We start from the raw sequence: 25,076 nt of genomic DNA, 5'->3' as shown, positions 1-25,076 counted from the left end.
TAATAACGTTCGCGCAGTGTGCCGGTTACTGGCGATTTTCCAGGACCCACTGGATGGCGTGACGGGTGAGTTCTGTCGCGTTGGACAGATTCAGCTTGTGCTTGATGTTCTCGCGGTAAGTCTCGATCGTTTTGGCGCTTAAGTTCAGTTTGCTGGCGATCTGGCGTGTCGTCTCTCCCTGGCCGATCTGTTCGAAGACTTCGAGTTCACGGTCAGAGAGTTTTTCGATGGGGGAGACGTTTTCGTCTTCCGTGGCACCAATGGAACGACAGATCATACGTTCGGTAATGTCCTGGCTCAGATAGATTTTACCTGACAGGACGCGATTGATGGCATTGATGAGTTGTTCGGGAGCCTGCTGTTTGTTGACGTAACCATGAGCACCGGCACGGATACAGCGTTCTGCGAAGAGGTTTTCGTCGTGCATGGAGACGGCGAGCAGCTTGATCTGCGGAGATTGGGATTTGATATCTTTGATTAATTCGAGACCGCTGCCGTCAGAAAGTGAGATATCCACGATGATCAACTGTGGAGAACTGCTCCTGATCTGCTGCATCGCTTCGACTTTACCACCGGCTTGAGCGCAGACTTGCAGATCGTCTCTACGCTGGATCAGGTGTACGTAACCTTCCCGGACGATGGGATGATCATCGACAATCATGATGCGGGTGCAGGAACTACAATGAGAATCGTCTCTGGTGTGCTCTTCCATCACTGGCCCAAAGCAAGCAAGATTGTGGTCGAAGATTCGGATAGCAGAATTATTCTATACCTTGGGGGGTGATGGAGAACATCGTCCAATTTTGAAATTTTAATGTTAATTTCAAAATCGATCACCAGCGGAAATAGGCGGTCACGGGTTTGTCTTCAGGCATCTCAGAAGCTGATATTACATAAGGCGTTCCACCATGTTTATAGGTGTTACGGATAGCCCAGTTGAGCAGTGCGACATCTCCATTCTCTGGTTGAGCGTGCGTTTGGATCAAGTCGCCATCGTTGGGCAACCTTCCCCAGAGCTCTGAACCCAGTGGCGTAAACAGGGCTTCAATCCGGCCCTGGTCGGCTGCCTGCAGGATTTCTTCCAACTGGTGAGAGATCCGGGAGGTACCCAGATGCTGCTGATATTGTTCCCGGGCTTTACGAAACGGCGCACTTGAGATCTGCTCGATCACGGGTAAGGCGAGCTGATAGAGCTCCTGTTCATTGAGGTGATCGGGGGAGGTGGTGATTCCCTCAGCGATCAGATTTTTGGCGTGATAGTGCTTGCGGAACAGATTCTGTTGTTTTTCGGCTGTCACCAGAATCATCGGAGGGCCAGCGTTGTCCAGATTTTTTTCCAGCTGTTTTGCCAGGAGCTGGAAGTAATCGGAGAGGAGTTTCTCATTTTGTTCTTTGGTTAAGCCATGACCATGCTGCATGGATGCGTTATCGCCCCGGGCACCGGCGGCGGAAGTCGTGTGATATTGCAGCGATTCTTCAAACTGGGTGTTGGCAGAGATCTCTTCCAGGTTTGCGGGTACATTTTCCGGGAGCTCAAGCTGAGTGAACTCACCATTCTGATGGCGAAAGAGTCTGACGGATTTCGGGCAGATGGCCAGCAGATCAAAGTGATCGTTGTCGTAAACTTTATAAAACAGCGGATTCACATAAAAACTGTCTGCGACTGAAAGGCTCTGCGGACACTGGTATGCCAGATCGTACTGGTGAAACATGCCTGGCGCGACGAGAATGCAGAGCCCCTGCGCAGGACCACGTTCCCAGAAGGTAGCGTCATTCTGGATCTTTCTCGCGGGTTCCAGCAGGGTTCGGGTTTCGACGGCTCCCAGCCCCTGTGCCTGCAGACTGATTTCTGCTTCATCGAGCAGGTTTCTCAGATGGATGGGATCTTCGCCATGCTCAGAAACGGCCTGGTGCCGCGGTAAATAAATCGAAACACAAGGGCCTTGTTCCCATTCTGTCAGAGACTTGAGTTCATCGTGCGAGAGAGTCTTCATTGAACGCTCCTTGAGTATAAAAAATCGAAGATGCAAATTGACAAATGATCGGCGTGCCTGATCGCAAACTCAAATTGACCCACGCTGTGCTTTCAGCAACAGGATTAGTACGTTCTTTCATTAATCATTGTATGAATTAAATTGAGTGATGCGAATAAAATCAGAATACGGGCACCCGTTCTCAGAAATCCGGCTCTCAGGGAAATCGGAACCGGCAGCAGATTGAGAGCGATCTGGTACCAGCAGGCAGGGGGGATTTGAACTGAAACAGCCCACGATTCAGGTTGTATGATCCGGCTGATGATTTCCATTAAAGATAAGGTGGTTTTTCACATTGACTACTCCTTCCGTTATCAAGGCCAGTTCTTCTACAGTGCGGTAAGCGAGCCAGTGCGGAACGGTTCCTTCCAGAGTGACGACTCCGTCTGCGACTTCCACATCGATCGACTCTGTATTCAAATCCCGGTGGTGTTCGATTCCTTTGAGGATTTCCCGGGCGATATTATTATCTGACACGCCGTTCGTCGGGACGACAGAAAGCTCGTTCGTAATTCCGATGACCCCGGGAATGCTTTCCACCAGTTCTGCAGCCAGCTGTTTCTGTTGACAGGTCGGAACACAACCAATGAGAGTAATCCAGCCGCATTTGGCAGCGACTGTGATCTGGGAATGATCGACTTCAGGCGACCAGACGAGAACCGTTTCCGCGTTGGTGGACAGTTCTTTATCAGGAACGAGCGTGGGATGAAGCACCTGGATCTGATTTTCCACGGTAACCACCCCCTCAATCATTCGGGCATCCGCTTCTGCAGCATAGAAATCAGCCGTGGTGGGGACTTCACCTGTCAGAGAGACAACCCCTTTCTGCACGACGACCTTCACTTTTGCCGCATCGACTCTTTCATCCCAGTAAAGCTCGTCGACAACGAGTCGTTTGATGATTTCATCGGCCGTGGCAAATTCAGGCCGTTCTGTTGCAGGCGGCGTAGGTATCGACTCGTTCATCTGCGTCCCTGTTTTATCTATGAATTCAGATTCAGGAGAATTCGTTCCATCAGAATTCAGACTTCAGTTTAGAATCACGATCCGGAAATTGTATCAGGCATCAAGTCAGATTTGATATAGGATGATTTTCGTATTGCGGAATGGGGAGAATCCCGATGGTAGAGGACAGACGCTGATTCGCATTATCGAAATGATGTGTGAAGAAACCGCAAAGACATCGAAGCTGTCCGGGACAGGTATTCATTTCACATCGGTTCCTCCGTTTGCACTATAGACGCTGCCGGGAAAGCTGTATAAAATCGCAGCATTAAGAGAACCAGACACGCATCTTAGTGAGTTCAACGAAAGCAGAGGCTGCTATGGAGGCGAATCAGCTTCAGAAAATTCTGATGGAGCTGCGGTTCACCGCGGGTTTGTCAGAAGGAGATCAGCAGAAACTGGCTGCCATCTCGCGTCTCAAGGAATTCCCGGCAGGGGGAACGCTGTTTACCGAAGGGAGCGAACACAAGGATCTGTATGTGATCCGCAGTGGGCGCGTGGAGATCTGTATGACGATTCCCGCCCGAGGTTGTCTGCCGGTTCTGACTCTGGAAGCCGGCGATCTGGTCGGCTGGTCGACGGTCCTGCAGCAGGGCGAGATGACGGCGACGGTAGGAGCGATCGAAGATACCGAAGTCATCGCCATCAATGCCGAGGAACTCAGAGCGTTATGTGAGGCTGATCATGATATTGGTTATCAGATCATGCAGCGGATCGCGAAATCCCTCTCACAGCGTCTGGTCGCCTGTCGCTTGCAGGTACTGGATATGTATGGCGAGCATCCCGGTCAGACGCACCATGCGCAGAAAGGGGCTGCAGAATGACGGAAGCCCCACAGCCCGACAATCTGCGATCCTGTTATCTGTCAATGGAACAGTTTGCCAGACTGTTTGAAGTCCTGCAGGCTCACGATTATGAGATCATTGGTCCCACAATCGATCAGCAAGCGATTGTCTACGATCGGCTGACTTCGATTGATGATCTGCCTCGAGGCTGGACCGACATCCAGGAACCGGGCAAGTACCGACTGGAAGAACGCGGCGATCAGGCGCTGTTCGGCTATAATGTGGGGCCGCAGTCCTGGAAGAAGAATCTGTTTCCCCCGGTGAGTACACTCTCGGTTGCTAATCGCACCGAGAGTGGCTGGCAATTCAGTGAATCTGAAGAGCCGACTCCGAAATATGCCTTTCTGGGTGTGCGGGCCTGTGAACTGGCGGCGCTCGGCGTTCAGGATAAAGTTTTTGTTGGTGGCCCCTATGTTGATCCACAGTACCAGCGCAGACGGATGCAGGCACTGGTGATCGCCGTCAATTGTACTCAAGCGGCGTCCACCTGTTTCTGTACCTCCATGAATACAGGCCCCCGTTGCCGACAGGGATTCGATCTGGCTTTGACCGAGCTGGAAGAGGGATTTCTGGTAGAGGTCGCGACTGAACTGGGAGAAGAAATACTGCAGGAACTGGAGACGGTTGAAGTTTCAGAAGAGCAGGAATCCGCCGCAGAAACGGCGCGGCAGCAGGCGGTAGACCAGATCGAACGTGAATTTGACACGACCGATATCCGGGATCTGCTGCTGTCGAACCTGGAACACCCCCAGTGGGACGATGTCGCGGAGCGTTGTCTCTCCTGTACCAACTGTACGATGGTCTGCCCGACCTGTTTCTGCAGTTCGGTGGAGGAAGTCAGCGATCTGAGTGGTGAGCATGTGGAACGCCAGCGGGTGTGGGATTCCTGTTTTAACGTCGAATTCAGTTACATGAACGGGGGACTGGTGCGAAACAATGTGCGCAGCCGCTACCGTCAGTGGCTGACCCACAAACTGGCGAGCTGGATCGATCAGTTTGGGACCTCCGGGTGTGTGGGATGTGGACGCTGCATTACCTGGTGTCCGGTGGGTATTGATTTAACAGCAGAAGTGACCGCGATTCGGAAGTCGCCATCATGAGTGAGAATTCTCCTGTAGCAGCATGTCATTCTGATCCCCAGCCAAACGCCTGGGTATCGCAGACTGCAGTGATTCGCGAAATCCGTCCCGAGGTTAGTGGCGTGACCACTTATCAGCTGGCGTTGACTGATCCCACTGCTGCAGAGTCGTACCGCTTTCGACCAGGGCAGTTTAATATGTTGTATGTACCCGGGGCGGGCGAGTCTGCGATTTCCATGAGTGGGGATCCGGATTCTCTGGAAACCCTGACACATACAATTCGTGAGGCGGGGAATGTGACGCGGCGGATTGCTGACATGAGGGTCGGAGACACGCTGGGATTGCGCGGGCCATTCGGAACCAGCTGGCCCGTGGAACAGTGTGCGGGCAAAGATGTGATTCTGGTGGCGGGAGGAATCGGCCTGCCTCCGTTACGACCGGTGATCTACCACATGCTGTCAGAGCGGGAGAAGTACGGACAGATTACACTGTTGTACGGCGCCCGCACTCCGGAGATGTTGCTCTATACTGACGAATTTCAGCGCTGGCGGGAACAGGGGCTGGATGTGCGGGTCACCGTGGATCGGTCGGCACCTGGCTGGCAGGGGAATGTAGGCGTGGTTCCCCAGTTGCTGGAACGACTGCAGAAATTTGATCCAGCGAACACAGTCATGATGATCTGTGGACCGGACATCATGATGCGTTTTACCGCACGGGGGGCACTGCAGCGGGGCATGACGACAGAACAGATCTGGGTTTCGACCGAACGTAATATGCAGTGTGCCGTGGGCCTCTGTGGGCACTGTCAGTTAGGTCCGGAATTTATCTGCAAGGATGGGCCCGTCTTTCGTTATGATCTGATTTCTCCCTACCTGAAAGTGGAGGGCCTGTAAGCATGTGTAAACCCCGACTGGCCGTTTTCAAGTTCGCATCCTGCGATGGCTGTCAGCTGTCGCTGCTGGATGCCGAGGATCACCTGCTGGCGGTTGCGGATGCCGTGGAGATCGTCTATTTCCCGGAAGCGACCAGCCGCATGGAAGAAGGGCCCTATGACATCGCCCTGGTGGAAGGTTCGGTGACCACGCCTCACGATGCCGAGCGGATTCAGCAGATCCGCAAGGATGCCCGCTACCTGATGACAATCGGTGCGTGTGCCACTGCGGGAGGCATTCAGGCTTTGCGGAACTGGGCCGACGAAGAAGAGTTCATGCGGTACGTTTATGCCACCCCGGAATATATTCAGGTCCTGGAGACGTCCACTCCAATTTCAGAGCACGTGCACGTCGACTTCGAATTGCGGGGCTGCCCGATCAACCAGTATCAGTTGATTGAAGTCATTCGCTCATTGCTGGCAGGGCAGACGCCGCGTACACCCCGGCACAGCGTCTGTCTGGACTGCAAACGCCGGGGAACGGTCTGTGTCACGGTTGCCCAGGGAACGGCCTGTCTGGGGCCGGTCACCCAGTCCGGCTGTCATGCACTCTGTCCCAGTTACAACCGGGGCTGCTACGGCTGTTTTGGTCCTGCCCTGCAGGCCAATCTGGTCAGTCTGTCCGAACAGATGGAACGGGAAGGGGCTTCGAAAGCGGAGATCGCGCACAAGCTGAAGAACTTTAACGCGTATTCACCCGCCTTCCGGAATGAGAGTACGCGACTGGTGCAGCTGGAGGGAGATCAGCGCGGATGAACGAGCGCAGAATCAAAGTGGAAACGATGACACGCGTCGAAGGCGAAGGGGGGCTGTTCGTTCGCCTGCAGGGCGAGGCTGTCGAAGAAGTCCGCCTGGAAATCTACGAGCCCCCGCGTCTGTTTGAGGCGCTCTTGCGGGGGCGTCCGCTGGAAGATGCACCGGATATCACGGCCCGGATTTGCGGGATCTGTCCTGTGGCGTATCAGATGAGCAGCGTACATGCGATGGAAATGGCACTGGGCGTGACGATCACTCCCGAAATCCGCCGGCTGCGACGTTTATTATATTGCGGGGAATGGATTGAAAGTCACGGGCTGCATATGCATCTTTTGCATGCACCGGATTTCCTGGGATTTGAAAGCGGGCTGGAGATGGCCAAACAGTTTCCGGATGAAGTCAACCGGGGCTTGAGGCTGAAAAAACACGGGAACCATCTGGTGGACATGCTGGGTGGACGAGCTATTCATCCCGTCAATGTCTGCGTGGGGGGCTTTTATCGGATCCCCAGTCGTAACGAGTTTCAGAAACTGGTCCCCGATTTTGAATGGGGGCTGAACGCCGCCATCGAGACGACCCGCTGGGTTGCGGGGTTTGACTATCCCGAACTGGAATCGGACTGCGAATTTGTTTCCCTCTCCCATCCCGACGAATACCCGATGAATGCAGGGGTGATGAAAACCAGTTCGGGGGACGAGGTGGAAGTCATTCGGTACCGGGACGAATTCCAGGAACAGCAGGTCCCGCATTCGACGGCCCTGCATGCGCTGCGCAAGTCGACCGGGCGTCCGTATCTGCTGGGACCTTTGTCGCGGATGAATCTGAACCGGGAGAAACTGTCCCCGGCGGCGCGGAAGCTGGCCGATGAGATCGGGTTCGAACCGGAATGTCGCAATCCGCATCGGGCCATTATTGCGCGGGGGCTGGAACTCGTGCATGCGTATGAAGAGGGGCTACAGATTCTTCGCGACCAGCATTCCACGCGTCAGCCGCGCATGTCATACGATTACCAGGCGGGCGTGGGGATGTCAGCCACGGAAGCCCCCCGAGGGACCTTGTTTCATCGTTATGAAATTGACGCGGAGGGGAAGATAGTCGAGGCAGATATTATTCCTCCCACGTCGCAGAACCAGGCCCAGATCGAAGTGGATCTGAAAGAGTGGGTGCGGCAGGTCGTGGCAGACGACGATCAACAGGCGGCCCGCAAATGTGAAAACCTGGTTCGGGCTTATGACCCGTGCATCAGTTGTTCCACCCATTTCCTGAAGGTGACAATCGATCGGTCCTGAGTTATGACAGAACCCCGACAGATTCAGATTGCAGGTATCGGCAGCCCGCACGGTGATGATCAGGCTGGCTGGGAGTTGGTTCGCGCGCTGCAGCAGCGAGGCTTGTCTCAGGCTCAATTTCATCTGTCACGTACGCCGGACGACCTGCTGAACTGGCTGGATTCCGGTCAGACCTTAGTGGTCTGTGATGCCTGTCGCGGGGCGGGAGAAGTTGGTAGTGTGCATCGCTGGCAGTGGCCGTCTGCTGAACTGAAACAGATGAGCTGGTCCGGCACGCATCAGATTTCGCTGCCGGGTGTTTTGTCGCTGGCGGAGCAGTTGGGGCAGCTTCCGGAGCAGGTAGTCGTCTGGGGAGTGGAAGTCTCGGAAATGTCTCTTGGAGAAAAAATCTCAAGCGTCGTCGCAGAAGGGATTACACAGGCCGTCGAGTCGATCTGCCGGGAGTGGGCTGTCACTGAATCAGTGGAGGTCGATCATGCATGAACGGTCACTGGTGCAGACGCTGTTAAAGCAGGTACAGCAGATCGTGGCGGATGACGGCGGTGGCCGCGTGAAAGAGATCCAGGTGCAGGTAGGTGACCTGTCCGGAGTGGAGCCGTTGCTGTTTGAAGCTGCGTTTGCGGAACTGGCTGCCAATGTCTTTTCGGAGGAATGTGGCCTGCTGCTGGAAGTGGTGCCGGTCAAGGCGGAGTGCAGTCTGTGTGGGCAGCGGTTTGAAGTACAGAATTATGAATTCCTCTGTCCTGTCTGCGGGAGGGGGCCGGTGGATGTGACCCAGGGAGACCAGGTGAAACTGATGAGTATCACCGTCGATTCAGAAGATATGGTAGAGGGAGTGAAGTCATGAATCAGCGTGTGCTGACCATCAGACGTGATATCCAGGCGGAGCAGAAAGCGGATGCGGCTGCAGAGCGTGAACGGCTGGGACAGCGGGGAACCCTGGTGGTAAACCTGCTTTCTTCGCCCGGGGCAGGGAAGACCGCTCTGCTGGAAGCAACAGCGCGTCATTTTGCAGGTCGACGCAGCATGGCTGTGCTGGTGGGAGATCTGGAGACGGATCGGGACGCCCAACGGCTGGCACCGCTGGTGCCGGTCGCTCAGCTGACGACGGGAGGAGCCTGTCATCTGGAATTGCCACTGGTGAAACGGGGGTTGCAGGCACTGGGGGATCCGGCGGTCGATTTTCTGTTTATCGAGAACGTGGGCAATCTGGTCTGTCCGGCTTCGCACGATCTGGCAGAACATCTGCGTGTGGTGCTGATTAGTACGACGGAAGGAGACGATAAGCCGGGTAAGTACCCCAAGATGTTTCGTACGAGTCAGGCGATGGTCGTGACCAAGCTGGATCTGCTGCCGCATGTGCCGTTTACTCTGGAGGCGGTGACTGCGGATGCGCTGAAAATACAGCCTGAACTCGAAGTGCTGTCGACGTGTGCCCTCGATGGTCGCGGGATTCAGGAGTGGTGTGACTTTCTGGAACAGCAGTATCAGGAAAAGATTGAATCCGTTTATGAACCGGCAGGCAATCAGTAATCCGGAAGCAACGCAGGTCGCGGTTCAGTTTCTGTGGAACGGTCGCGTGCAGGGGATCGGACTGCGACCGGCGGTAGCATGCTGGGCGCGCGAACTGGGGCTGGCAGGTTCGATCTGTAATACTTCTGCGGGAGTGCAACTGCGGGTGGAAGGACCTGCTCAACTGGTCGCGCGGTTTGAAGAAGAACTGGAGTCACACCTGCCGACTGAGGCGGTGCTTGAGACCCGGGAGCGTCAGCCGATCGAATGTGAAGCATTGAGGTCCTTCGAGATCCTGGAGAGTGACGAAGACGGACCGTTGAGGACTGAGGTACCACGCGATCGAGCGGTCTGCCCGGCGTGCCTGGAAGAACTGACCGACCCTGCAGATCGTCGCTTTCAATATCCATTCATCAGTTGTACGGACTGCGGCCCCCGTTATTCCCTGATACGAAGCATGCCTTACGAGCGACGACAGACCGGAATGGCAGAGTTTGGGATGTGTGCCGAGTGTGCTGCCGAATATGAGTCGGCTGCCGATCGTCGGTTTCATGCCCAGACGATTGCCTGTTCGGAATGTGGGCCGCGTGTCTGGTGTACTGACTCCCGGGGACGGGAGATCGTTGTGGATCAGGCCGCGATACAGGCGGCAGCTCAAGCTTTGAAGCAGGGTCAGATTGTGGGGCTGCGTGGCCTGGGAGGTTATCAGTTTCTGGCGGATGCCCGCTCTGATGCTGCAGTTCAGAAGCTGCGAGAACTGAAACAACGTCCGGCTAAGCCGCTGGCGGTGATGGTGAGTTCACTCGCTGAGGCACGCACGCTGGCAATTCTGAATGACACGGAAGAGCAGGAGCTCTGCTCTCCCGCAGCGCCAATTGTATTGTTGCGTGCCCGTCGTGATGCTGGCCTGTCCTGCGATTTGAATTCCGGTTTGCAGACAGTGGGGGTGATGTTGCCCACCACGCCTTTGCATGCGCTGCTACTCAACGCGTGTGAGTTTCCGCTGGTCGTCACCAGCGCCAATCGGGAGGGAGAGCCGATTGCCTGTCAGGCAGATCAGATTGATGCGGGACTGCGTGCGGGAGCGGACCTGTGGCTGGAGCATGACCGACCGATTGAACGCCCTATTGATGACAGTGTCGTGCGAGTGATGGCGGGGCAGAGTGTGACCATTCGCCTGGCACGCGGACTGGCTCCGCTGCCGCTGCCGATTGCCTTTGACGAGCCGTTAATAGCGACGGGAGGCCAGCAGAAATCTGCGTTTGCATTTTGTAATGGAAAGCAGTCCGTTTTGGGACCGCACATGGGAGAGCTGGAGTGTCTGCCAGCCTGTGAGCGGTACCTGGAGCAGTTGCAGTCGCTGCAGAGCCTGTATGACTTTGCTCCGGCGGGGCTGGTTTGTGATCAGCATCCGGACTACTTCACCACCCAGTGGGCGGAGCGTGTCGGGATTCCGCTGGAAAAGGTACAGCATCATTATGCACACATACTCGCCGGGATGCTGGAGCAGGGCTGGCTGGACCGGAAGGTTCTGGGAGTCGCATTGGATGGAACCGGCTGGGGGACGGACCAGACGATCTGGGGGGGCGAATTCCTGCTCTCAACGGCTACCGAATATGAGCGCGTGGGCCGCCTGCGGCCTTTTGCTCTGCCGGGGGGAGAACAGGCGATTCGAGAACCGTGGCGGATTGCAGTGATGCTGGTGGCGCAGTCACTCGGTGAACAGGCCGCTTTAATGCTCGGAACTGAGGTTGAGCCAGCCGAGCCGCTGCTGAGAATCGGGAAGTCCAGCAGGCTCTCACCATTGACCAGTAGTGCGGGGCGGCTGTTTGACGGCGTGGCAATGCTGATTCTGGGATGCCGTCATTCCGGCTTCGAAGGTCAGCCGGCAATGCTGCTGGAAGCCACCTGTGATTATTCAGAGACGGGAGCGTATGAGATGCCGATCCATGAGGGGGAGCTGCGAGAACTCGACTGGCGACCGGCGGTGACTCAAATCTGGGAGGATCGCAGGCGAGGTGTCTCTCCGGGGCGGATGGCGATGCGTTTTCATCGGGGGCTGGCACGAGCGATTGCTCGTTTTGGTTCGTTTTATTCGCAGCTGCCCGTTGTGCTGGGAGGGGGCGTGTTTCAGAATCGATGTCTGGTGGAGTTGCTGGCGGAAGAATTTGCACAGAGCGGGCAGGAGCTGGGATTGCCGGGACGGATTCCCCCCAATGACGGGGGGCTGGCGGCAGGGCAACTGGCGCTGGCGATTGCCAGGCGGGAAGGGAGAGACACGATTCGATGTGTTTAGGAATACCGGGGAAAATTATACGGTGGCTGGAGCGGGACGGAGTCTTCGCCCAGGCGGAGGTCGAATTTGACGGCGTCCGTCGCGTGGTTCACATGGCGTGTGTGACGGAAGCGGAGGAAGGGGAGTACGTGATTGTCCACGCCGGCATTGCGATCAGTCGGATTGATCCCGAGGAGGCGGAACAGATCTTCCAGACGCTGGCAGAAATGGGGGATGACGAAGGCTGGCATGCAACTGAGACGGACGATGCGGGGGAAGATTCATGAAATATCTGGATGAATACCGTGATCCCGAGGCGGCACAACGCCTGCTGACAGAGATCCGTAAGACAGCGACTCACTGCTGGACGCTGATGGAAGTCTGTGGAGGTCAGACGCATAGCCTGTTGCGGCACGGGATTGCGGCCGAACTGGAGGGGACCGTGGAGCTGATTCATGGTCCCGGTTGTCCGGTGTGTGTGACCGATCAGGGGGCGATCGATTTTGCCTGCCAGCTGGCACAGCGGGAGGATGTCATTCTGGCCAGCTTTGGCGATATGTTGCGCGTACCGGGGAGCGACAGTTCGCTGCTGGATGTGCGGACGGCAGGCGGGCGGGTGCAGGTTGTGTATTCCCCTCTGGACGCCGTCGAACTGGCCCGCCGGTATCCGGAACGGCAGGTGGTGTTCTTTGCAGTCGGGTTTGAAACGACGGCTCCTGCGACGGCACTGGCGGTCAGGCAGGCGGATCGGGACGGGCTGGAGAATTTCAGCCTGTTGGTCTCGCATGTCCGCGTGCAGCCCGCGATGGAGACGCTGGTTGAGGCGCCGGATCATCGGGTGCAGGCCTTTCTGGCGGCCGGGCATGTATGTACGGTGATGGGGTATGAATCTTACGAGTCGTTTGTGGAAACATATCGGCTGCCCGTGGTGGTGACCGGATTCGAACCGCTCGATTTACTGGAAGGGATTCTGGCCTGTGTGAGGCAACTGGAGCAGCAACAGGCCCGACTGGAGAACTGTTATGCCCGCTCCGTGCAGGAGGCAGGAAACCGGGCCGCCCGGGATCTGGTGCAGGAAATCTACCAGGTGAGCGATCGGGCCTGGCGCGGTTTTGGAGTGATTCCCCGGGGCGGACTGGAACTGAGTCCCGAATGGAGCCAGTATGATGCCCGGATCCGGTTCGAGAAACAGGCTCTGCCGGTGTTGGAAAATGAAGAGTGCCGGAGTTTTGACGTGATGACGGGACAGCTGAAGCCGACGGCTTGCCCCCATTTTGGAAAACGCTGTCGACCGGAAACCCCACTGGGAGCACCCATGGTCTCGTCGGAAGGGGCCTGTGCCGCCTATTATCGATACGGGATGTCTGCTGATCACGCGACTGCCTGAGGCAGGGCGTTACGCTGAGAAATGAGAAGAAACTGACTATGAGTGAGCGGGAACGGAATTTATCGGGCAGCTGGCAGTTGAACTGTCCGGTTTTGCTGCTGACTACGTCAGACTGTGTGACGCTGGCGCATGGCGAGGGGGGGCGCCTGTCACGAAAGCTGATTCAGGAATGTATTCTGAAAACACTTCAGCCGGTCTCATCTTTATGTCTGAACGATGCGGCTCCGCTGCCCCGGAGTGAACGTCCGCTGGCCATGACGACAGACAGTTATGTGATTACGCCGCTGTTTTTTCCGGGAGGCGACATTGGATCGCTGGCGGTTTATGGCACAGTGAATGATCTGGCGGTCAGTGGAGCCCGGCCTCTGTGGCTGACGCTGTCACTGATTATCGAGGAAGGGCTGCCGCTGGCGGTGCTGGAGCGGATTCTGGAAAGTGTTGCCCAGACGGCAGCAGAGACCGGGGTGCAGATCATGGCCGGGGATACGAAGGTGGTCCCCCGCGGGGCCGCCGATGGACTGTTTATCAACACGGCGGGAGTCGGGGAACTCATGGACCCGGTGCCTGTGGGGCCCGATAGAATTCAGGCGGGGGACGAGTTGATTGTCAGTGGCCCCGTTGGTCAGCACGGCATAGCGGTCATGGCGGTGCGGGAAGAGCTGGGAGTGGAACCGGTGCCTCAAAGTGATTCCGGCTCACTGTTCCCGGCGGTGGAAAACCTGCGGCATAAGCTGGGCGCGCGGGTCCGCTGTCTGCGGGATGCGACGCGTGGCGGAGTGTCGGCGGTGCTGCATGAATGGGCTGCCGCTAGCGATATGACGCTGAGTATTGAGGAACGCCTGATCCCGGTAACGCCCGAGGTGCGGGGGATCAGCGAACTGTTGGGACTGGACCCGCTGCATATCGCCAATGAGGGGACGATGCTGATCGCTGTCGAGCAGGGAGCGGGGGCAGAGGCGGTTGCTGAACTGCAGGGATTGCCGGGGATGAGTGGGGCGCAAAAGATCGGCGAGGCGCGGGAACGAGGCATCGCTGCCGTCACGGTGCGGCGCACACTGGGAGCAGAGCAGCCGTTAGCGGACCCCCTGGGGAGTCCGCTGCCTCGGATCTGCTAGTTGCGGGAGCGAATTACTCGTGATCACGGTCGATAGTGAACCGCAAGTTGAGGGTCTGGGACGTATCACGCAACATGCGATCGTGATTCTGTTTATGCAGGTTCTGTTTGTAGTATTCATCCATTTCTTTGAGGATATCGTGCCGACTGACAATGCCCAGCAGGTGGCCATTTTCCACGACCGGCAGATGCCGCAGCTTGTGACTGTTGAAGACAGATACCAGCGAGAACAGTTCGGTACTGGGTGAAATACAGATCGGGTGCGCGGTCATGATGGTGCGTGCGGTCTGTGGAGGGCTGGGGAAGCCGAAGAAGACTTCATCAGAGAGCGCACACAGGCAGTCATGTTCGGAGATAAAGCCGATGAGAATCTTTTTACCGTCTTTCAATTCCACCACGGGGGCATTGGAGACATTATGTTTCAACAGGAAATGGATCACGTCGGACATGTGCATGTCCGGAGTGACTACTTCAACATGAGTGGTCATGAAGTCGCTGGCGACGGGGGAGGGTTTTTGATCAGTCATGGTACTGTGCTTTCTATTATGAAAATTAAAGACAGTGGTTGGTTAGATTTAAATAGAAATTACGTGTCATTCTTCTTTGAGTGCTTCAAATCCGGTGACGACATCCAGGAGTTCCTCGGTGATTGCGGTCTGGCGACGCTGGTTGAATTCCGCCTGGAGATTCACCAGCCGCTCTTTAATATTGTGTTCAGCTGCCTGCATGGATGCAATCCGACTGGCATTTTCTCCCGCCTGTGATTCTGCACAGGCACGAAAGAGCGAAACAAACAGGTATTGTCGAATCAGCCGGGACAGCAATATTCCGGGCGGCATCGTATAAAAAGGGAGTGTTCGAGAAGCTGCGGTCGCTGATTGGTGCTGTGCGAGCTGAGCCGGGTCGATGGGTAACAACTGTTGCGCATGTGGTTTGTAGGATGAGGCGGTCACCCGCTGGTTATAGAAGATGAAGATTCTGCCCAGGTGGCGTTCAAAACGCCAGCGATCAATTTGAGCGAGGATATCCGCGACCAGGGGGGAAATTCCAGTGACGGCCCCTGGCAGATTGAATTCAAAATCGATCGTGCAGCCTGCATCCAGGATTTTGCCGGAGATACGGGAGCCGATGACCATCCAGGCATGCTGCGTAGCCGGCTGGGGATCCTGCGCGAAGTAGTCCAGGGCATAAGAGCCGATCTGTTCGTTGAACTGACCACACATACCCTGATCAGAGCCAAAGACGATGATCCCTGTGGAACCGGCGCTCTGCAGTTCGGAGAGACTGGTCTGTGGAGGCAGATTTCTGAGAACCATAGCCAGCCCCCGGTTCACCGTTTCGGCGAAGTCTTCCAGTGAATCGACGGCCTGTTCGTACTGACGAATACTGACTGCGGCCAGCGTCTTCATCGTCCGGACCACTGATTCCAGATCCTGGGTGCTGTCGATACTGCGTTTTAACGTTTCAAAGTCCTGCATCGTACCGTTTCATCTTAAGCCTGGTCCTGTGTGAATTGACTTACCTGCTTTTGGGCTGCCTCCACGATGGCCTGCTGGTCATCGTCTGTCAGTTTTTTTCCTTCCAATATTGCTTCGCTCAAATGTGGGAAATCGGTTTCGAGAATGGGAGCGATGAATTCTTCCAATGTGCGAATATGTTTCAGATCCGACTCATCAAACACGCCTGCCGCCATCGCCACCAGGACCGAGATCTGCTGGGGGACTGAAAGAGTCTGATACTGTGGCTGTTTGAAGATTTCACGGACACGTCGGCCCCGTTCCAGTGTGGCCAGCGTTTCTTCATCCAGCCGGCTGCTGAACCGGGAGAAGGTTTCGAGTTCTTCAAACTGGCTGTAGGAGAGCCTCAAATCGCCGGCGACGGCCCGGTAAGCGGGGAGTTGTGTCTTGCCTCCGACACGAGACACGGAACGGCCCACATCGACGGCAGGCAGAATCCCTTTCTGGAACAACTGGGGAGAAAGATAGATCTGACCATCGGTGATCGAAATCAGATTTGTAGGGATATAGGCCGACAGATTCTGTGCTTCCGTTTCGGCAACGGGGAGAGCCGTCAGCGAGCCTCCCCCCAGACGTTCGTGCAAATGCGTAGAACGTTCCAGCAGTCGGGAATGCAGGTAGAAAATGTCGCCGGGAAAGGCTTCCCGTCCGGGGGGACGCCTCAGCAGCAATGAGAGTTCGCGGTAGGAACGGGCATGGGAAGTCAGATCGTCATAGACGACCAGCACATCCTGTCCGCGATCCATGAAGTACTCGCCGAGTGTGGTTGCTGCATAGGGAGCGACGAACTGCAGTCCCGGAGGAGCGTCGCTTTCGGCAACAACGACAGCGGTATAATCCAGGGCTCCATGTTTGCGGAGATCGTCAATGACTTTCGCGACGGCGGTGTTCCGCTGGCCAATAGCGCAGTAGATGCAGATGACATCCTTGTTTTTCTGATTGAGAATTGTGTCGATGGCGATGGCGGTTTTACCGGTCTGTCGGTCTCCTAGAATCAGTTCCCGCTGGCCGCGGCCGATGGGAATCAGGGCGTCGATGACTTTCAGGCCGGTCTGTAGTGGCACAGTGACAGGGGAGCGGTCTGTAATCGAAGCGGGATCGCGTTCGTAAGGCCGACGTTCGGCAGCAGAGACAGGGCCGTGTCCATCCAGGGGCCGCCCGACCGGATCAATGACGCGACCGATTAAGGATTCGCCAACCGGAACGTCCAGCAGACGATGTGTGCGACGGACTTCATCACCGGCGGTCAACTGATCACTGGGGTCCAGCAGGACGACGCCGACTTCATCCGGATCCAGGTTCAATGCCAGCCCGAGGACGTGGTTCGGGAACTGGAGCAGTTCCTCTGATTGTACGTTGGGGAGTCCACTGACCCGGGCGTGGCTGCGTCCGACATAGGTCACCTTGCCGATTTCGATCAGACGAGGATCGAAATCGTGCTGCTCTAACACGCCGCCGAATTTACTGAACGTGTTATCCAGTAGGATCTGAATGTCGGGATGAATGGTCATGAATTGCTTTCACGCAGGTGATGTTTCAAAACATTTAAGTCGAGGGTGAAACTTCAACGCCGGATTCCAGGGTGATGACTTCGTTCAGGGAACGGACAAATTCTTCTTCCAGTTCTTCGAGTGGTTCCTGCAGGTTCCAGGCGACTTTATATCCGGAGATGTGCAGATCGATGCCACAGATCAGATCGGGTCTTTCGCGGTATTGGATTTCGATTTTGGTTTCGAGAAAATCGTGGATGAATTTGCTGACGCGCTCTCGATCTGATTTTCCCAGTTCCAGAGCACTTTCCACCAGAACAGTACTGTCCGGAGCTCTGAGTAAATCCCGGAATTTCAGTTTCTGCTGCTCTTCAATCTGACTGACACGGTCCAGAAAAACCGAAATGGTCTGTTGTTGCAGGTCGGCATTGGCCAGCTCTTTCAGGACGCACTGGCTCATGTGGTGGATATGTCCGGCCATCCGCACACGGGCTTCGCGGAGGAATGACTCCCGCTCCCGATGCAGGGCCCGGTACCATTCTTCTTTTTCTTCATCGACTTCCGCGCGGGCGCGGGCCAGATGCTCTTCGCGCCAGCGCTGGATCTCTTTGCCTGCCTCGGCCAGTAGTTCGTCTTTGGCGTGCGTCAGTTCCGCCGTCTTCTGCTGATAGCTGGCTGCTTCTGCTTCGGCCTGCTGCTGAATGTCGATGGCTTTCTGGTGCTCGTCAGCGATCTTCTGTTCCCGCTTGTGCATCGCCTTTGTGATCGGCTTATACAGGAAGTGCGTCAACAACCAGACCAGAACCAGGAAGTTGAGGATTTGAGCCGTAAACGTAAACCAATCAATGGACATGATTCTATCCTGAGTGTACTGCGGAGCTGATTATTTACCGGTGGCCTGCAGGAAGTGATTCCAGAAGGGATTCGCAAAAATGAGAATCATCGAAATCACAAAACAGTAAATCGCCGTGGATTCGATCATGGCGAGTCCCACAAACAGGGTCCGCGTGATTGTGCTGGCCTCGTCAGGCTGCTGGGCGATGGCACTGAGAGCCTGTGCCAGCGCGCGGCCTTCCCCCAGGGCGGGACCAATCGACCCCATGCCCGTGGTGATGCCTGCGGTAAATATCGAGACTGCTGCGATGAGAGTATCTGTATCCATAGATGTATATCCTCGTTTATGATGATTCTTTGTGAGTCGATTGAGTGTTCGAAATTCCGGATTGAGCGTCCTCTGTATGTTCCGGGCCATGGTTGACCTGGGTGGCGGAGGCGATGTAGACCATGGCCAGGACGGCAAAAATATAAGCCTGGATCATCCCGGTTAAGAGACCAAAGGCATCCATCAGAATCGGAACGAACAGGGGGACGAAGCCGAGCAGGATGGCTCCGATGACCGATCCGCTCATGATATTTCCGTAGAGGCGGACAGCCAGAGCCAGGGTTCGCGAAAATTCGCCCACTACATTAAAGGGCAACATTAATACGGAAGGCCGAATATACTGTTTCAGATAGCCTCCAATCCCCTGGTGGGCGATTCCATAAATGGGAACGGCGACAAAGACGCAGGTGGCCAGCGCGGCGGTGGTGGAAATGGAACTGGTGGGAGCACGGTAGCCGGGCACGATCGAGAGCATGTTGGACGTGACGATGAATAAAAACAGGGTTCCGATAAACGGCATATAGGGGCCGGGCTCCTGCTGACTGACTTCCCGGATCTGGTCCCGCAAGCCGAGCACGAGAACCTCCAGCAGATTCTGTCCCCGGGAAATATGGGGGCCACTGGTGAGGCGACGTGTCACGAACCAGGAACCGAGAACGAGTATCGCCATTACCAGCCAGGTAAACAGGATGGTTCGGTTCAGCAGCATCCATTCCCACTGCCAGAGTGGTGTATCAGGTGAAATATCCATTCAGGCTGACTTTCCAGAGACGGAGGCATTGAGTGAACGGGTATAACGGGTAATGACCATTCGCGCGATGATGAAACCAGCCAGGCAGGCAGCCATGCGTTGCCAGCGAAACGCTTCGGAGAGCCAGATTCCCACAAACCAGAAGCCGGCCAGCGTGATCAGCGTGCGCCCCAGAGCACTGGCGAGGAACAGCAGCCAGGGGGCCGACGACTTCTGCAGGTGCTTCACGGTCAGCCAGAGTCCGCCGAAAAAGAGGCTGCCCAACAGGAGCCCCACGATCAGACTGAGTATAAGTTGGATGCTGAATGGTAAACTCATCGGTCAACGTTTCCTTCTTTATGGATCCATTTCCAGGCGTTCGCGCAGCCCAGGGCGATGCCGCCGATTAACAGCATCAGGCTCCAGGAATAGCGGGAGGGCCAGCGGGAGTCGATCCACATCCCCAACAGGGCACCTGCCACAGCGGGAATGGTGACCGACCAGCCGATCAGACCAAACATCCCCAGGCCGAACCAGATGGTGTGATGTTTCTCTTCGCGGGCCTTTAATTTTCGGGCCTCCTGGGAGGCGATCCGTTTTTCGATCTGACTGCGATTATGCAGGTGTAAGGGATGGCCCCGCATCTCAGAGGATCCTGAGTCGTTTTCCTGTTCGGGAGGCAGATCAGACATCGGCGGTGATCCCCTGTTTGACAAAGTGTCTCAGAATATCGGCTTCCAGCCGGGCGATGGCAGAACGAACGGTTCGTTCCCGTTCATTGATGGCTTCAAACTGTTCGGCGACCTGCTGGCGGAGGGTTCCCAGGTCTTCACCGCGAACGGCATAGATCGTCGAGACGCGTACTTCCTCACCCGTTTTGGTGAGAATTCCGCCGCCGATTCCGAGGTAGTGTTCCAGGTTCTGGTCATCGACGTAAGTGAGAATCCCGGGGAGCAGGGCAGACAGAAAATCGACGTGCCGGGGCAGCAGGCAGAAGGCTCCGTTTTCCGCTTCCGCAATGACTTTCGTGACGGACTGATCCACCAGAATTTCTGTCGGTAACAGGACCTTGAGTTTCATTGATGGTCTCCTTTGTCACCTCGTGAGACTTCGTCAATCGGACCAATCATATACAGGGCGCGTTCGGAAACATCTTGAAACTCATCGTTCAGGATGCGTTCACAGCCATCCAGGGTTTGATCCAGTGTGACGAATTTTCCTTCGTAGCCGGTAAACTGTTCGGTACTGAAGAAGGGCTGCGTTAAAAAACGTTCCAGGCGTCGTGCGCGATTGACAGTCCGGCGGTCTTCCCGAGAGAGTTCTTCCAGTCCCAGCATGGCGATGATGTCTTTGAGGTCTTCGTAATTCGCCAGGGTACTGCGAACGGCTTGTGCGACCTGGTAATGGTGGTCGCCGACAATCGGGGGCATCAGCATTTTGGAACTGGAATTCAGCAGGTCGATCGCCGGATAAAGCCCTTCCGAAGCGCGTTTCCTTGAGAGAACTACAGAGGTCGAGAGATGAGCGAACGTGTGGACCGCAGAGGGGTCAGTAAAGTCGTCAGCCGGGACGTAAACCGCCTGCACCGAAGTGATTGAGCCACTCGTGGTGGTGCAGATCCGTTCTTCCAACTCAGCCAGGTCCGAGGCGAGCGTGGGCTGGTAACCGACGCGGGAGGGGAGTTCTCCCATCAGGCCTGAGACTTCGGTGCCCGCCTGGATGAAGCGAAAGATATTGTCGATGAGCAACAGGACATCCTGGTGCTGTTCGTCCCGAAAATACTCTGCCATCGTGAGAGCGGCATGCCCAACGCGGAAACGGGCACCGGGGGGTTCGTTCATCTGGCCGAAGACCATGACGGTATTGTCAAGGACTCCGGCGTCTTTCATTTCACGGTAGAGTTCTTCGGCTTCACGACAGCGTTCGCCGATCCCACAGAAGAGGCTGACCCCTTTATGGGCTCCAACGACATTGTGAATCAACTCGGTGATCAGGACTGTTTTACCGACGCCGGCGCCACCAAACAGGCCCGCTTTGCCTCCCCGTTCGAGGGGGGCGAGCAGGTCGATGGCTTTGATCCCGGTTTTGAATATTTCTGAGCGTGGGGGCCGTTCGACCAGGGCCGGGGAGGGGTGATGGATCGAACGCCAGCTGGCGTCATCGATGGATTCACCGAAGTCAATTGGCTGCCCGAAGACATTCAACATCCGTCCCAGGAGTTGCTGGCCGACGGGGACTTTCAGGGGGTGCCCGGTGTTGATGATTTTCGAGCCGCGCGCCAGGCCGCGTGTAGAAGTCAAAGCGATGCCGCGAACGGTCTGGTTATCGAGCTGTGTGAGGACTTCAATGATGATTTCCTGATGCTCACCCGCATGCAGTTCGCTCTGAACTGAGGGCAAACGGTAAGGGAAGACCGCATCAATGACACTGCCTCGTACCGAGAGAATCGAGCCCAGGTTCAAGTCGTGCTTCAAGACTGTCTGCTGCATCTAGTGGGAAATCCTTCCTGCTGGAGACAGAGGCCTGTCGTCCTTCTGGTTGCTTCCTGGCAACATTATAACCAGTTTACTGTTGGTTAGGATAAGTCAAAATGACTGATTTTTTGAGAGAACTCAAGCGAAGGAAAATAAAAACAGTTTCTTTTTTCGAATTCTTTTGTATCAAATCATTTCCAGCAAGAGAGGGTAATGGTTTTCCCCATGCGAGAACCGGGATTTGCCTGTATTGTATCTGGCGCGTGTCCTGTTACTTATTACCTTGGAGGGTTCTCAGGAAAAACTGAAGAGAAGATCCGCGGGATTATTTTGATCCTTTGACAGGAAATTCTTATAATAAGAGGCAGAAGCACTCTCTGAATCGTCCACAGGGCTGGAGGCTGACATCACAACTGGAGAGTGACCTCCGGCAATGAAGCACGAGTAGACCAATAACAAGGAGTGGAACGATGGCTGCGCAGGAACCACTGGTATTGTGGTTTAATCAGATCAGTATTGGTGATGTTCCTTCAGTGGGAGGTAAGAATGCTTCTCTGGGGGAAATGTACTGTAATTTAAGCGCCAAAGGAATCGCGGTTCCCAATGGGTACGCGACGACTGCTGCCGCCTACCGTCTGTTCATGTCCGAGACAGGCCTGGATCAGAAAATTAAGGATATCCTTGCAGATCTGGATACTTCCGATATTTCCAATCTGCAGTCGCATGGTCGCGAAGTTCGCCAGGCGATTCTGGCCACTGAAATGCCTGAGAAACTTCGCACAGAAATTCTGCAGGCGTATCAGAAACTAAGTGAGGACCATGCCGGTGGGATCGATGTCGCTGTCCGCAGCAGTGCGACCGCGGAAGATTTACCCGATGCAAGTTTTGCGGGGCAGCAGGAATCATACCTGAATGTGCATGGAGAGAGCAGCCTGCTGGAGACGTGCCGGCGCTGCTTTGCTTCGTTATTTACAGATCGGGCGATCTCCTATCGAACTGAAAAGGGCTTTGATCATTTCGATATTGCGTTGTCGATCGGCATCCAGCGGATGGTCCGCTCCGATGAAGCCGCCTCAGGGGTGATGTTCTCCATCGATACGGAGACGGGATTCCGGGATGCTGTTCTGATCAATGCTGCCTATGGTCTGGGTGAAAACGTGGTCCAGGGGAGCGTGAATCCCGACGAGTTCTATGTTTTCAAGCCGACTTTGAAAGAGGGATTCAAACCGATCCTGAAAAAGACGCTGGGATCGAAAGAATTCAAGCTGATTTATGATACCGGCGGCGGGAAGATGACACGGAATGTTCCCGTGGATACCGTCGATCGGAAACGGTTTGCCATTGATGAGGAAGATATTCTCAAGCTGGCACGCTGGGCCTGTCTGATTGAGGAGCATTACTCTGAGGTGCAGGGGCATTTCTGTCCGATGGATATTGAATGGGCCAAAGATGGCCTGACCCAGGAACTGTTCATTGTCCAGGCCCGGCCGGAAACGATTCATGGCAGCAAAGAACTGACTGTTCTCAAAACGTATCATCTGAAAGAACACGGTCGGGTTTTGACTACCGGGCATAGTGTGGGAGAACGGATCGGTCATGGCATCGCGCGGGTGGTGGAGAGTGCAGAAAATCTCGATCAGGTTCAGGAGGGGGATGTGCTGGTGACTGACCGGACTGATCCGGACTGGGAACCGATCATGAAAAAAGCCGCTGCGATTGTTACCAACCGGGGAGGCCGTACCTGTCATGCGGCGATTATCAGCCGGGAACTGGGGGTCCCCGCGATTGTGGGGGCAGAACAGGCGACGACGTCGATTCCTTCCGGATCGATGGTGACCGTCTCCTGCGCCGAGGGGGATACGGGACAGGTCTACGACGGGCAACTGGATTACGAAATTCAGGAAGTCGATCTGTCTGAGCTGAAACGCCCCCAGACCAAGGTGATGATGATCGCGGGAAATCCGAATGAGGCGTTCCGTCTGTCGATGCTGCCCAGCGATGGGGTCGGGCTGGCACGGATGGAATTCATCATCAACTCGTTTATCCGCATTCATCCGATGGCACTGCTGGAATTCGATCAGTTGGATGATCCGACTCTGAAGGCGGAAATCGATAAGTTGACTCCCTCTTATCAGGATAAGCCTGCCTTTTTTGTCGATACGCTGGCCCAGGGGGTCGGGATGATTGCAGGGGCCTTTTATCCGCGTGATGTGATCGTTCGCATGAGCGATTTCAAGACTAACGAGTATGCGAATCTGATTGGCGGGGCCCAGTATGAGCCGGAAGAAGAAAATCCGATGATTGGATTCCGTGGGGCGTCGCGCTACTATCATCCGCGATACCGGGATGCCTTTGGCCTGGAATGCCAGGCGATGCGCAAGGTGCGAGAGGAAATGGGGCTGAAGAATATGAAGCTGATGATCCCCTTCTGCCGCACGGTTGAGGAGGGACGCAAGGTCCTGGAAGTCATGGCCGAACATGGGCTGAAACGGGGAGAGGATGGCCTGGAAATCTACATCATGTGTGAAATTCCCAGTAATGTCATCCAGGCGGAAGCGTTTGCGGAAATCTTCGATGGGTTTTCAATCGGTTCGAATGACTTAACACAATTGACCCTGGGGGTCGACCGAGATTCAGAAGTGGTGGCGCACATTTTTGATGAACGGGATCCGGCAGTGATGGAGTCTCTGGCAACTGCCATCCGGCGGGTGAAAGCCTCCGGACGAAAAATTGGAATCTGTGGACAGGCTCCCAGCGATTATCCGGAGATCGCTGAGTTTTTGGTGAAGCAGGGGATCGACAGTATCTCGCTGAATCCTGATGCGGTGATGAAAACGGTCTCCCGTATTGTAGAGGTTGAAGCAGAATTGAACTCGAAAGGAGCTGCTTCCGATACTAGGAGTGATGTCACAGTCTGAACAGGAAATCAACAGGAAAGGAGCAGATCATGGATAAACGTAAAATGATGGGTGAAACTGAAAAGAAAGAGCCCCACGAGCATCTGCAGTATTTGCTCGATGAGCATGAACAGCTTTTGAGTCACATGAAAGACCTGAATCGCTGGTGGGCTGAACTGGACGAGCATGGCTTACCCAAGTTTGGAGAAATGGGAACCCGTGTGGCAGGCTTTCGTGATTTACTGGCCAAACATTTTGAGGATGAAGAACAGGAAGGCTATTTCAAGCCTTTGATGGATGAGTCCCCCGGGTTCTGTATCATGGTGCCCGATTTCCAGGAGAAGCATGCAGCGACTCTGTCCCGCTTTGACGACTTTATTGATCGGCTCAAGCAGTCCGACCCTCCCTTTAAAAACTGGAGTGCGGCGCTGCAGGAGTTTGAAAGTCTCATGTCGGATATTCGGGAGCATGAAAATCAGGAAATCAAAATTGTTCGGGAAGCGTTTGATAAATCATCGAGCAACTGATAGCTGCACCCAAAAGTGTTGATGCGGATTCAATTCTTCATCGGATGTTCCGT

At 55.3% G+C, this 25,076-nt stretch carries 27 protein-coding genes; 14 read left to right on the top strand and 13 right to left on the bottom strand.

Features of this window, described 5'->3' with window-relative positions; translation table 11 throughout:
* Positions 1–25: 25 nt before the first annotated feature.
* The 3 genes from Enr10x_RS18880 to Enr10x_RS18870 form a co-directional block, all read right to left on the bottom strand.
* Positions 26–661, bottom strand: coding sequence for a response regulator (locus Enr10x_RS18880; RefSeq protein WP_232093051.1), 636 nt, complete (start codon positions 659–661; stop codon positions 26–28).
* Positions 662–833: 172 nt separating this feature from the next.
* Complete coding sequence (locus Enr10x_RS18875; RefSeq protein ID WP_145451009.1) at positions 834–1,994, bottom strand: baeRF3 domain-containing protein; 1,161 nt, start codon at positions 1,992–1,994, stop codon at positions 834–836.
* A 279-nt stretch (positions 1,995–2,273) separates the two neighbouring features.
* Positions 2,274–2,999: a BON domain-containing protein gene (locus Enr10x_RS18870; protein ID WP_145451008.1), complete on the bottom strand. Its 726-nt coding sequence runs from the start codon at positions 2,997–2,999 to the stop codon at positions 2,274–2,276.
* A 389-nt stretch (positions 3,000–3,388) separates the two neighbouring features.
* Between Enr10x_RS18870 and Enr10x_RS18865 the strand changes: the two genes are divergently transcribed.
* From Enr10x_RS18865 to hypE, 12 genes are read left to right on the top strand one after another with little or no spacing between them, the layout of a single operon-like run.
* Complete coding sequence (locus Enr10x_RS18865; RefSeq protein WP_197997280.1) at positions 3,389–3,862, top strand: Crp/Fnr family transcriptional regulator; 474 nt, start codon at positions 3,389–3,391, stop codon at positions 3,860–3,862.
* Positions 3,859–4,983 (top strand): 4Fe-4S dicluster domain-containing protein, encoded by a 1,125-nt coding sequence (locus Enr10x_RS18860; protein ID WP_145451006.1) that lies wholly within the window; start codon positions 3,859–3,861, stop codon positions 4,981–4,983. Before Enr10x_RS18865 ends, Enr10x_RS18860 begins: the two co-directional genes overlap by 4 nt.
* A complete protein-coding gene (locus tag Enr10x_RS18855; protein ID WP_145111325.1) occupies positions 4,980–5,855 on the top strand; it encodes an FAD/NAD(P)-binding protein in 876 nt (291 codons plus the stop codon). The genes Enr10x_RS18860 and Enr10x_RS18855 overlap by 4 nt, the downstream gene beginning before the upstream one ends.
* Positions 5,856–5,857: 2 nt before the next feature.
* Positions 5,858–6,649, top strand: a complete 792-nt coding sequence (locus Enr10x_RS18850; protein WP_145111322.1) for an NADH-quinone oxidoreductase subunit B family protein — start codon at positions 5,858–5,860, stop codon at positions 6,647–6,649.
* Positions 6,646–7,938: a Ni/Fe hydrogenase subunit alpha gene (locus tag Enr10x_RS18845; protein ID WP_145111319.1), complete on the top strand. Its 1,293-nt coding sequence runs from the start codon at positions 6,646–6,648 to the stop codon at positions 7,936–7,938. The genes Enr10x_RS18850 and Enr10x_RS18845 overlap by 4 nt, the downstream gene beginning before the upstream one ends.
* A 3-nt stretch (positions 7,939–7,941) precedes the next feature.
* Positions 7,942–8,421 carry a hydrogenase maturation protease gene (locus Enr10x_RS18840; RefSeq protein WP_145451005.1) on the top strand — a complete coding sequence of 160 codons (480 nt, stop codon included), beginning with the start codon at positions 7,942–7,944 and terminating at the stop codon, positions 8,419–8,421.
* Positions 8,414–8,785 (top strand): hydrogenase maturation nickel metallochaperone HypA/HybF, encoded by a 372-nt coding sequence (locus Enr10x_RS18835; RefSeq protein ID WP_145111313.1) that lies wholly within the window; start codon positions 8,414–8,416, stop codon positions 8,783–8,785. Before Enr10x_RS18840 ends, Enr10x_RS18835 begins: the two co-directional genes overlap by 8 nt.
* Positions 8,782–9,471, top strand: coding sequence for a hydrogenase nickel incorporation protein HypB (hypB, locus tag Enr10x_RS18830; RefSeq protein WP_145111310.1), 690 nt, complete (start codon positions 8,782–8,784; stop codon positions 9,469–9,471). Before Enr10x_RS18835 ends, hypB begins: the two co-directional genes overlap by 4 nt.
* Positions 9,449–11,746: a carbamoyltransferase HypF gene (gene hypF, locus Enr10x_RS18825; protein ID WP_197997279.1), complete on the top strand. Its 2,298-nt coding sequence runs from the start codon at positions 9,449–9,451 to the stop codon at positions 11,744–11,746. The genes hypB and hypF overlap by 23 nt, the downstream gene beginning before the upstream one ends.
* Positions 11,737–12,012, top strand: a complete 276-nt coding sequence (locus Enr10x_RS18820; protein ID WP_145111305.1) for a HypC/HybG/HupF family hydrogenase formation chaperone — start codon at positions 11,737–11,739, stop codon at positions 12,010–12,012. Before hypF ends, Enr10x_RS18820 begins: the two co-directional genes overlap by 10 nt.
* Positions 12,009–13,112, top strand: a complete 1,104-nt coding sequence (gene hypD / locus Enr10x_RS18815; protein WP_145111302.1) for a hydrogenase formation protein HypD — start codon at positions 12,009–12,011, stop codon at positions 13,110–13,112. The genes Enr10x_RS18820 and hypD overlap by 4 nt, the downstream gene beginning before the upstream one ends.
* A gap of 38 nt (positions 13,113–13,150) precedes the next feature.
* Complete coding sequence (hypE, locus tag Enr10x_RS18810; protein WP_145111299.1) at positions 13,151–14,227, top strand: hydrogenase expression/formation protein HypE; 1,077 nt, start codon at positions 13,151–13,153, stop codon at positions 14,225–14,227.
* A gap of 13 nt (positions 14,228–14,240) precedes the next feature.
* Here hypE and Enr10x_RS18805 read toward each other — a convergent pair whose 3' ends face one another.
* From Enr10x_RS18805 to atpD, 10 genes are all read right to left on the bottom strand, one after another.
* Positions 14,241–14,753: a CBS domain-containing protein gene (locus tag Enr10x_RS18805; protein WP_145451003.1), complete on the bottom strand. Its 513-nt coding sequence runs from the start codon at positions 14,751–14,753 to the stop codon at positions 14,241–14,243.
* 66 nt (positions 14,754–14,819) lie between these two features.
* Positions 14,820–15,704 carry a F0F1 ATP synthase subunit gamma gene (locus Enr10x_RS18800; protein WP_145451002.1) on the bottom strand — a complete coding sequence of 295 codons (885 nt, stop codon included), beginning with the start codon at positions 15,702–15,704 and terminating at the stop codon, positions 14,820–14,822.
* Between the two features lie 14 nt (positions 15,705–15,718).
* Complete coding sequence (locus Enr10x_RS18795; RefSeq protein ID WP_145451001.1) at positions 15,719–17,254, bottom strand: alternate F1F0 ATPase, F1 subunit alpha; 1,536 nt, start codon at positions 17,252–17,254, stop codon at positions 15,719–15,721.
* A gap of 34 nt (positions 17,255–17,288) precedes the next feature.
* On the bottom strand, positions 17,289–18,086 hold the full coding sequence (locus Enr10x_RS18790) for a F0F1 ATP synthase subunit B family protein (protein ID WP_145451000.1): 798 nt from the start codon (positions 18,084–18,086) through the stop codon (positions 17,289–17,291).
* Between the two features lie 30 nt (positions 18,087–18,116).
* Complete coding sequence (locus tag Enr10x_RS18785) at positions 18,117–18,395, bottom strand: F0F1 ATP synthase subunit C (RefSeq protein WP_145111284.1); 279 nt, start codon at positions 18,393–18,395, stop codon at positions 18,117–18,119.
* A gap of 16 nt (positions 18,396–18,411) precedes the next feature.
* The gene (locus Enr10x_RS18780) at positions 18,412–19,146 is read right to left on the bottom strand and encodes a F0F1 ATP synthase subunit A (protein ID WP_145450999.1); all 735 of its coding nucleotides are present in this window, start codon (positions 19,144–19,146) and stop codon (positions 18,412–18,414) included.
* On the bottom strand, positions 19,147–19,464 hold the full coding sequence (locus Enr10x_RS18775; protein WP_145450998.1) for an N-ATPase subunit AtpR: 318 nt from the start codon (positions 19,462–19,464) through the stop codon (positions 19,147–19,149).
* A complete protein-coding gene (locus Enr10x_RS18770) occupies positions 19,461–19,769 on the bottom strand; it encodes an AtpZ/AtpI family protein (protein WP_390621358.1) in 309 nt (102 codons plus the stop codon). The genes Enr10x_RS18775 and Enr10x_RS18770 overlap by 4 nt, the downstream gene beginning before the upstream one ends.
* A 40-nt stretch (positions 19,770–19,809) precedes the next feature.
* The gene (locus tag Enr10x_RS18765) at positions 19,810–20,205 is read right to left on the bottom strand and encodes a F0F1 ATP synthase subunit epsilon (RefSeq protein ID WP_145450997.1); all 396 of its coding nucleotides are present in this window, start codon (positions 20,203–20,205) and stop codon (positions 19,810–19,812) included.
* Positions 20,202–21,614, bottom strand: coding sequence for a F0F1 ATP synthase subunit beta (gene atpD / locus Enr10x_RS18760; RefSeq protein WP_145450996.1), 1,413 nt, complete (start codon positions 21,612–21,614; stop codon positions 20,202–20,204). Before atpD ends, Enr10x_RS18765 begins: the two co-directional genes overlap by 4 nt.
* A gap of 455 nt (positions 21,615–22,069) precedes the next feature.
* Between atpD and ppsA the strand changes: the two genes are divergently transcribed.
* Both ppsA and Enr10x_RS18750 read left to right on the top strand, forming a co-directional pair.
* Complete coding sequence (gene ppsA / locus Enr10x_RS18755) at positions 22,070–24,517, top strand: phosphoenolpyruvate synthase (RefSeq protein WP_145450995.1); 2,448 nt, start codon at positions 22,070–22,072, stop codon at positions 24,515–24,517.
* A gap of 29 nt (positions 24,518–24,546) precedes the next feature.
* Positions 24,547–25,023: a hemerythrin domain-containing protein gene (locus Enr10x_RS18750; RefSeq protein WP_145450994.1), complete on the top strand. Its 477-nt coding sequence runs from the start codon at positions 24,547–24,549 to the stop codon at positions 25,021–25,023.
* Positions 25,024–25,076 lie beyond the last annotated feature (53 nt).

This window comes from Gimesia panareensis (assembly GCF_007748155.1).
Lineage (GTDB): Bacteria > Planctomycetota > Planctomycetia > Planctomycetales > Planctomycetaceae > Gimesia > Gimesia panareensis.
Note: the sequence above shows the minus strand (reverse complement) of the source record. Positions and strands in the feature narration are given on the sequence as shown.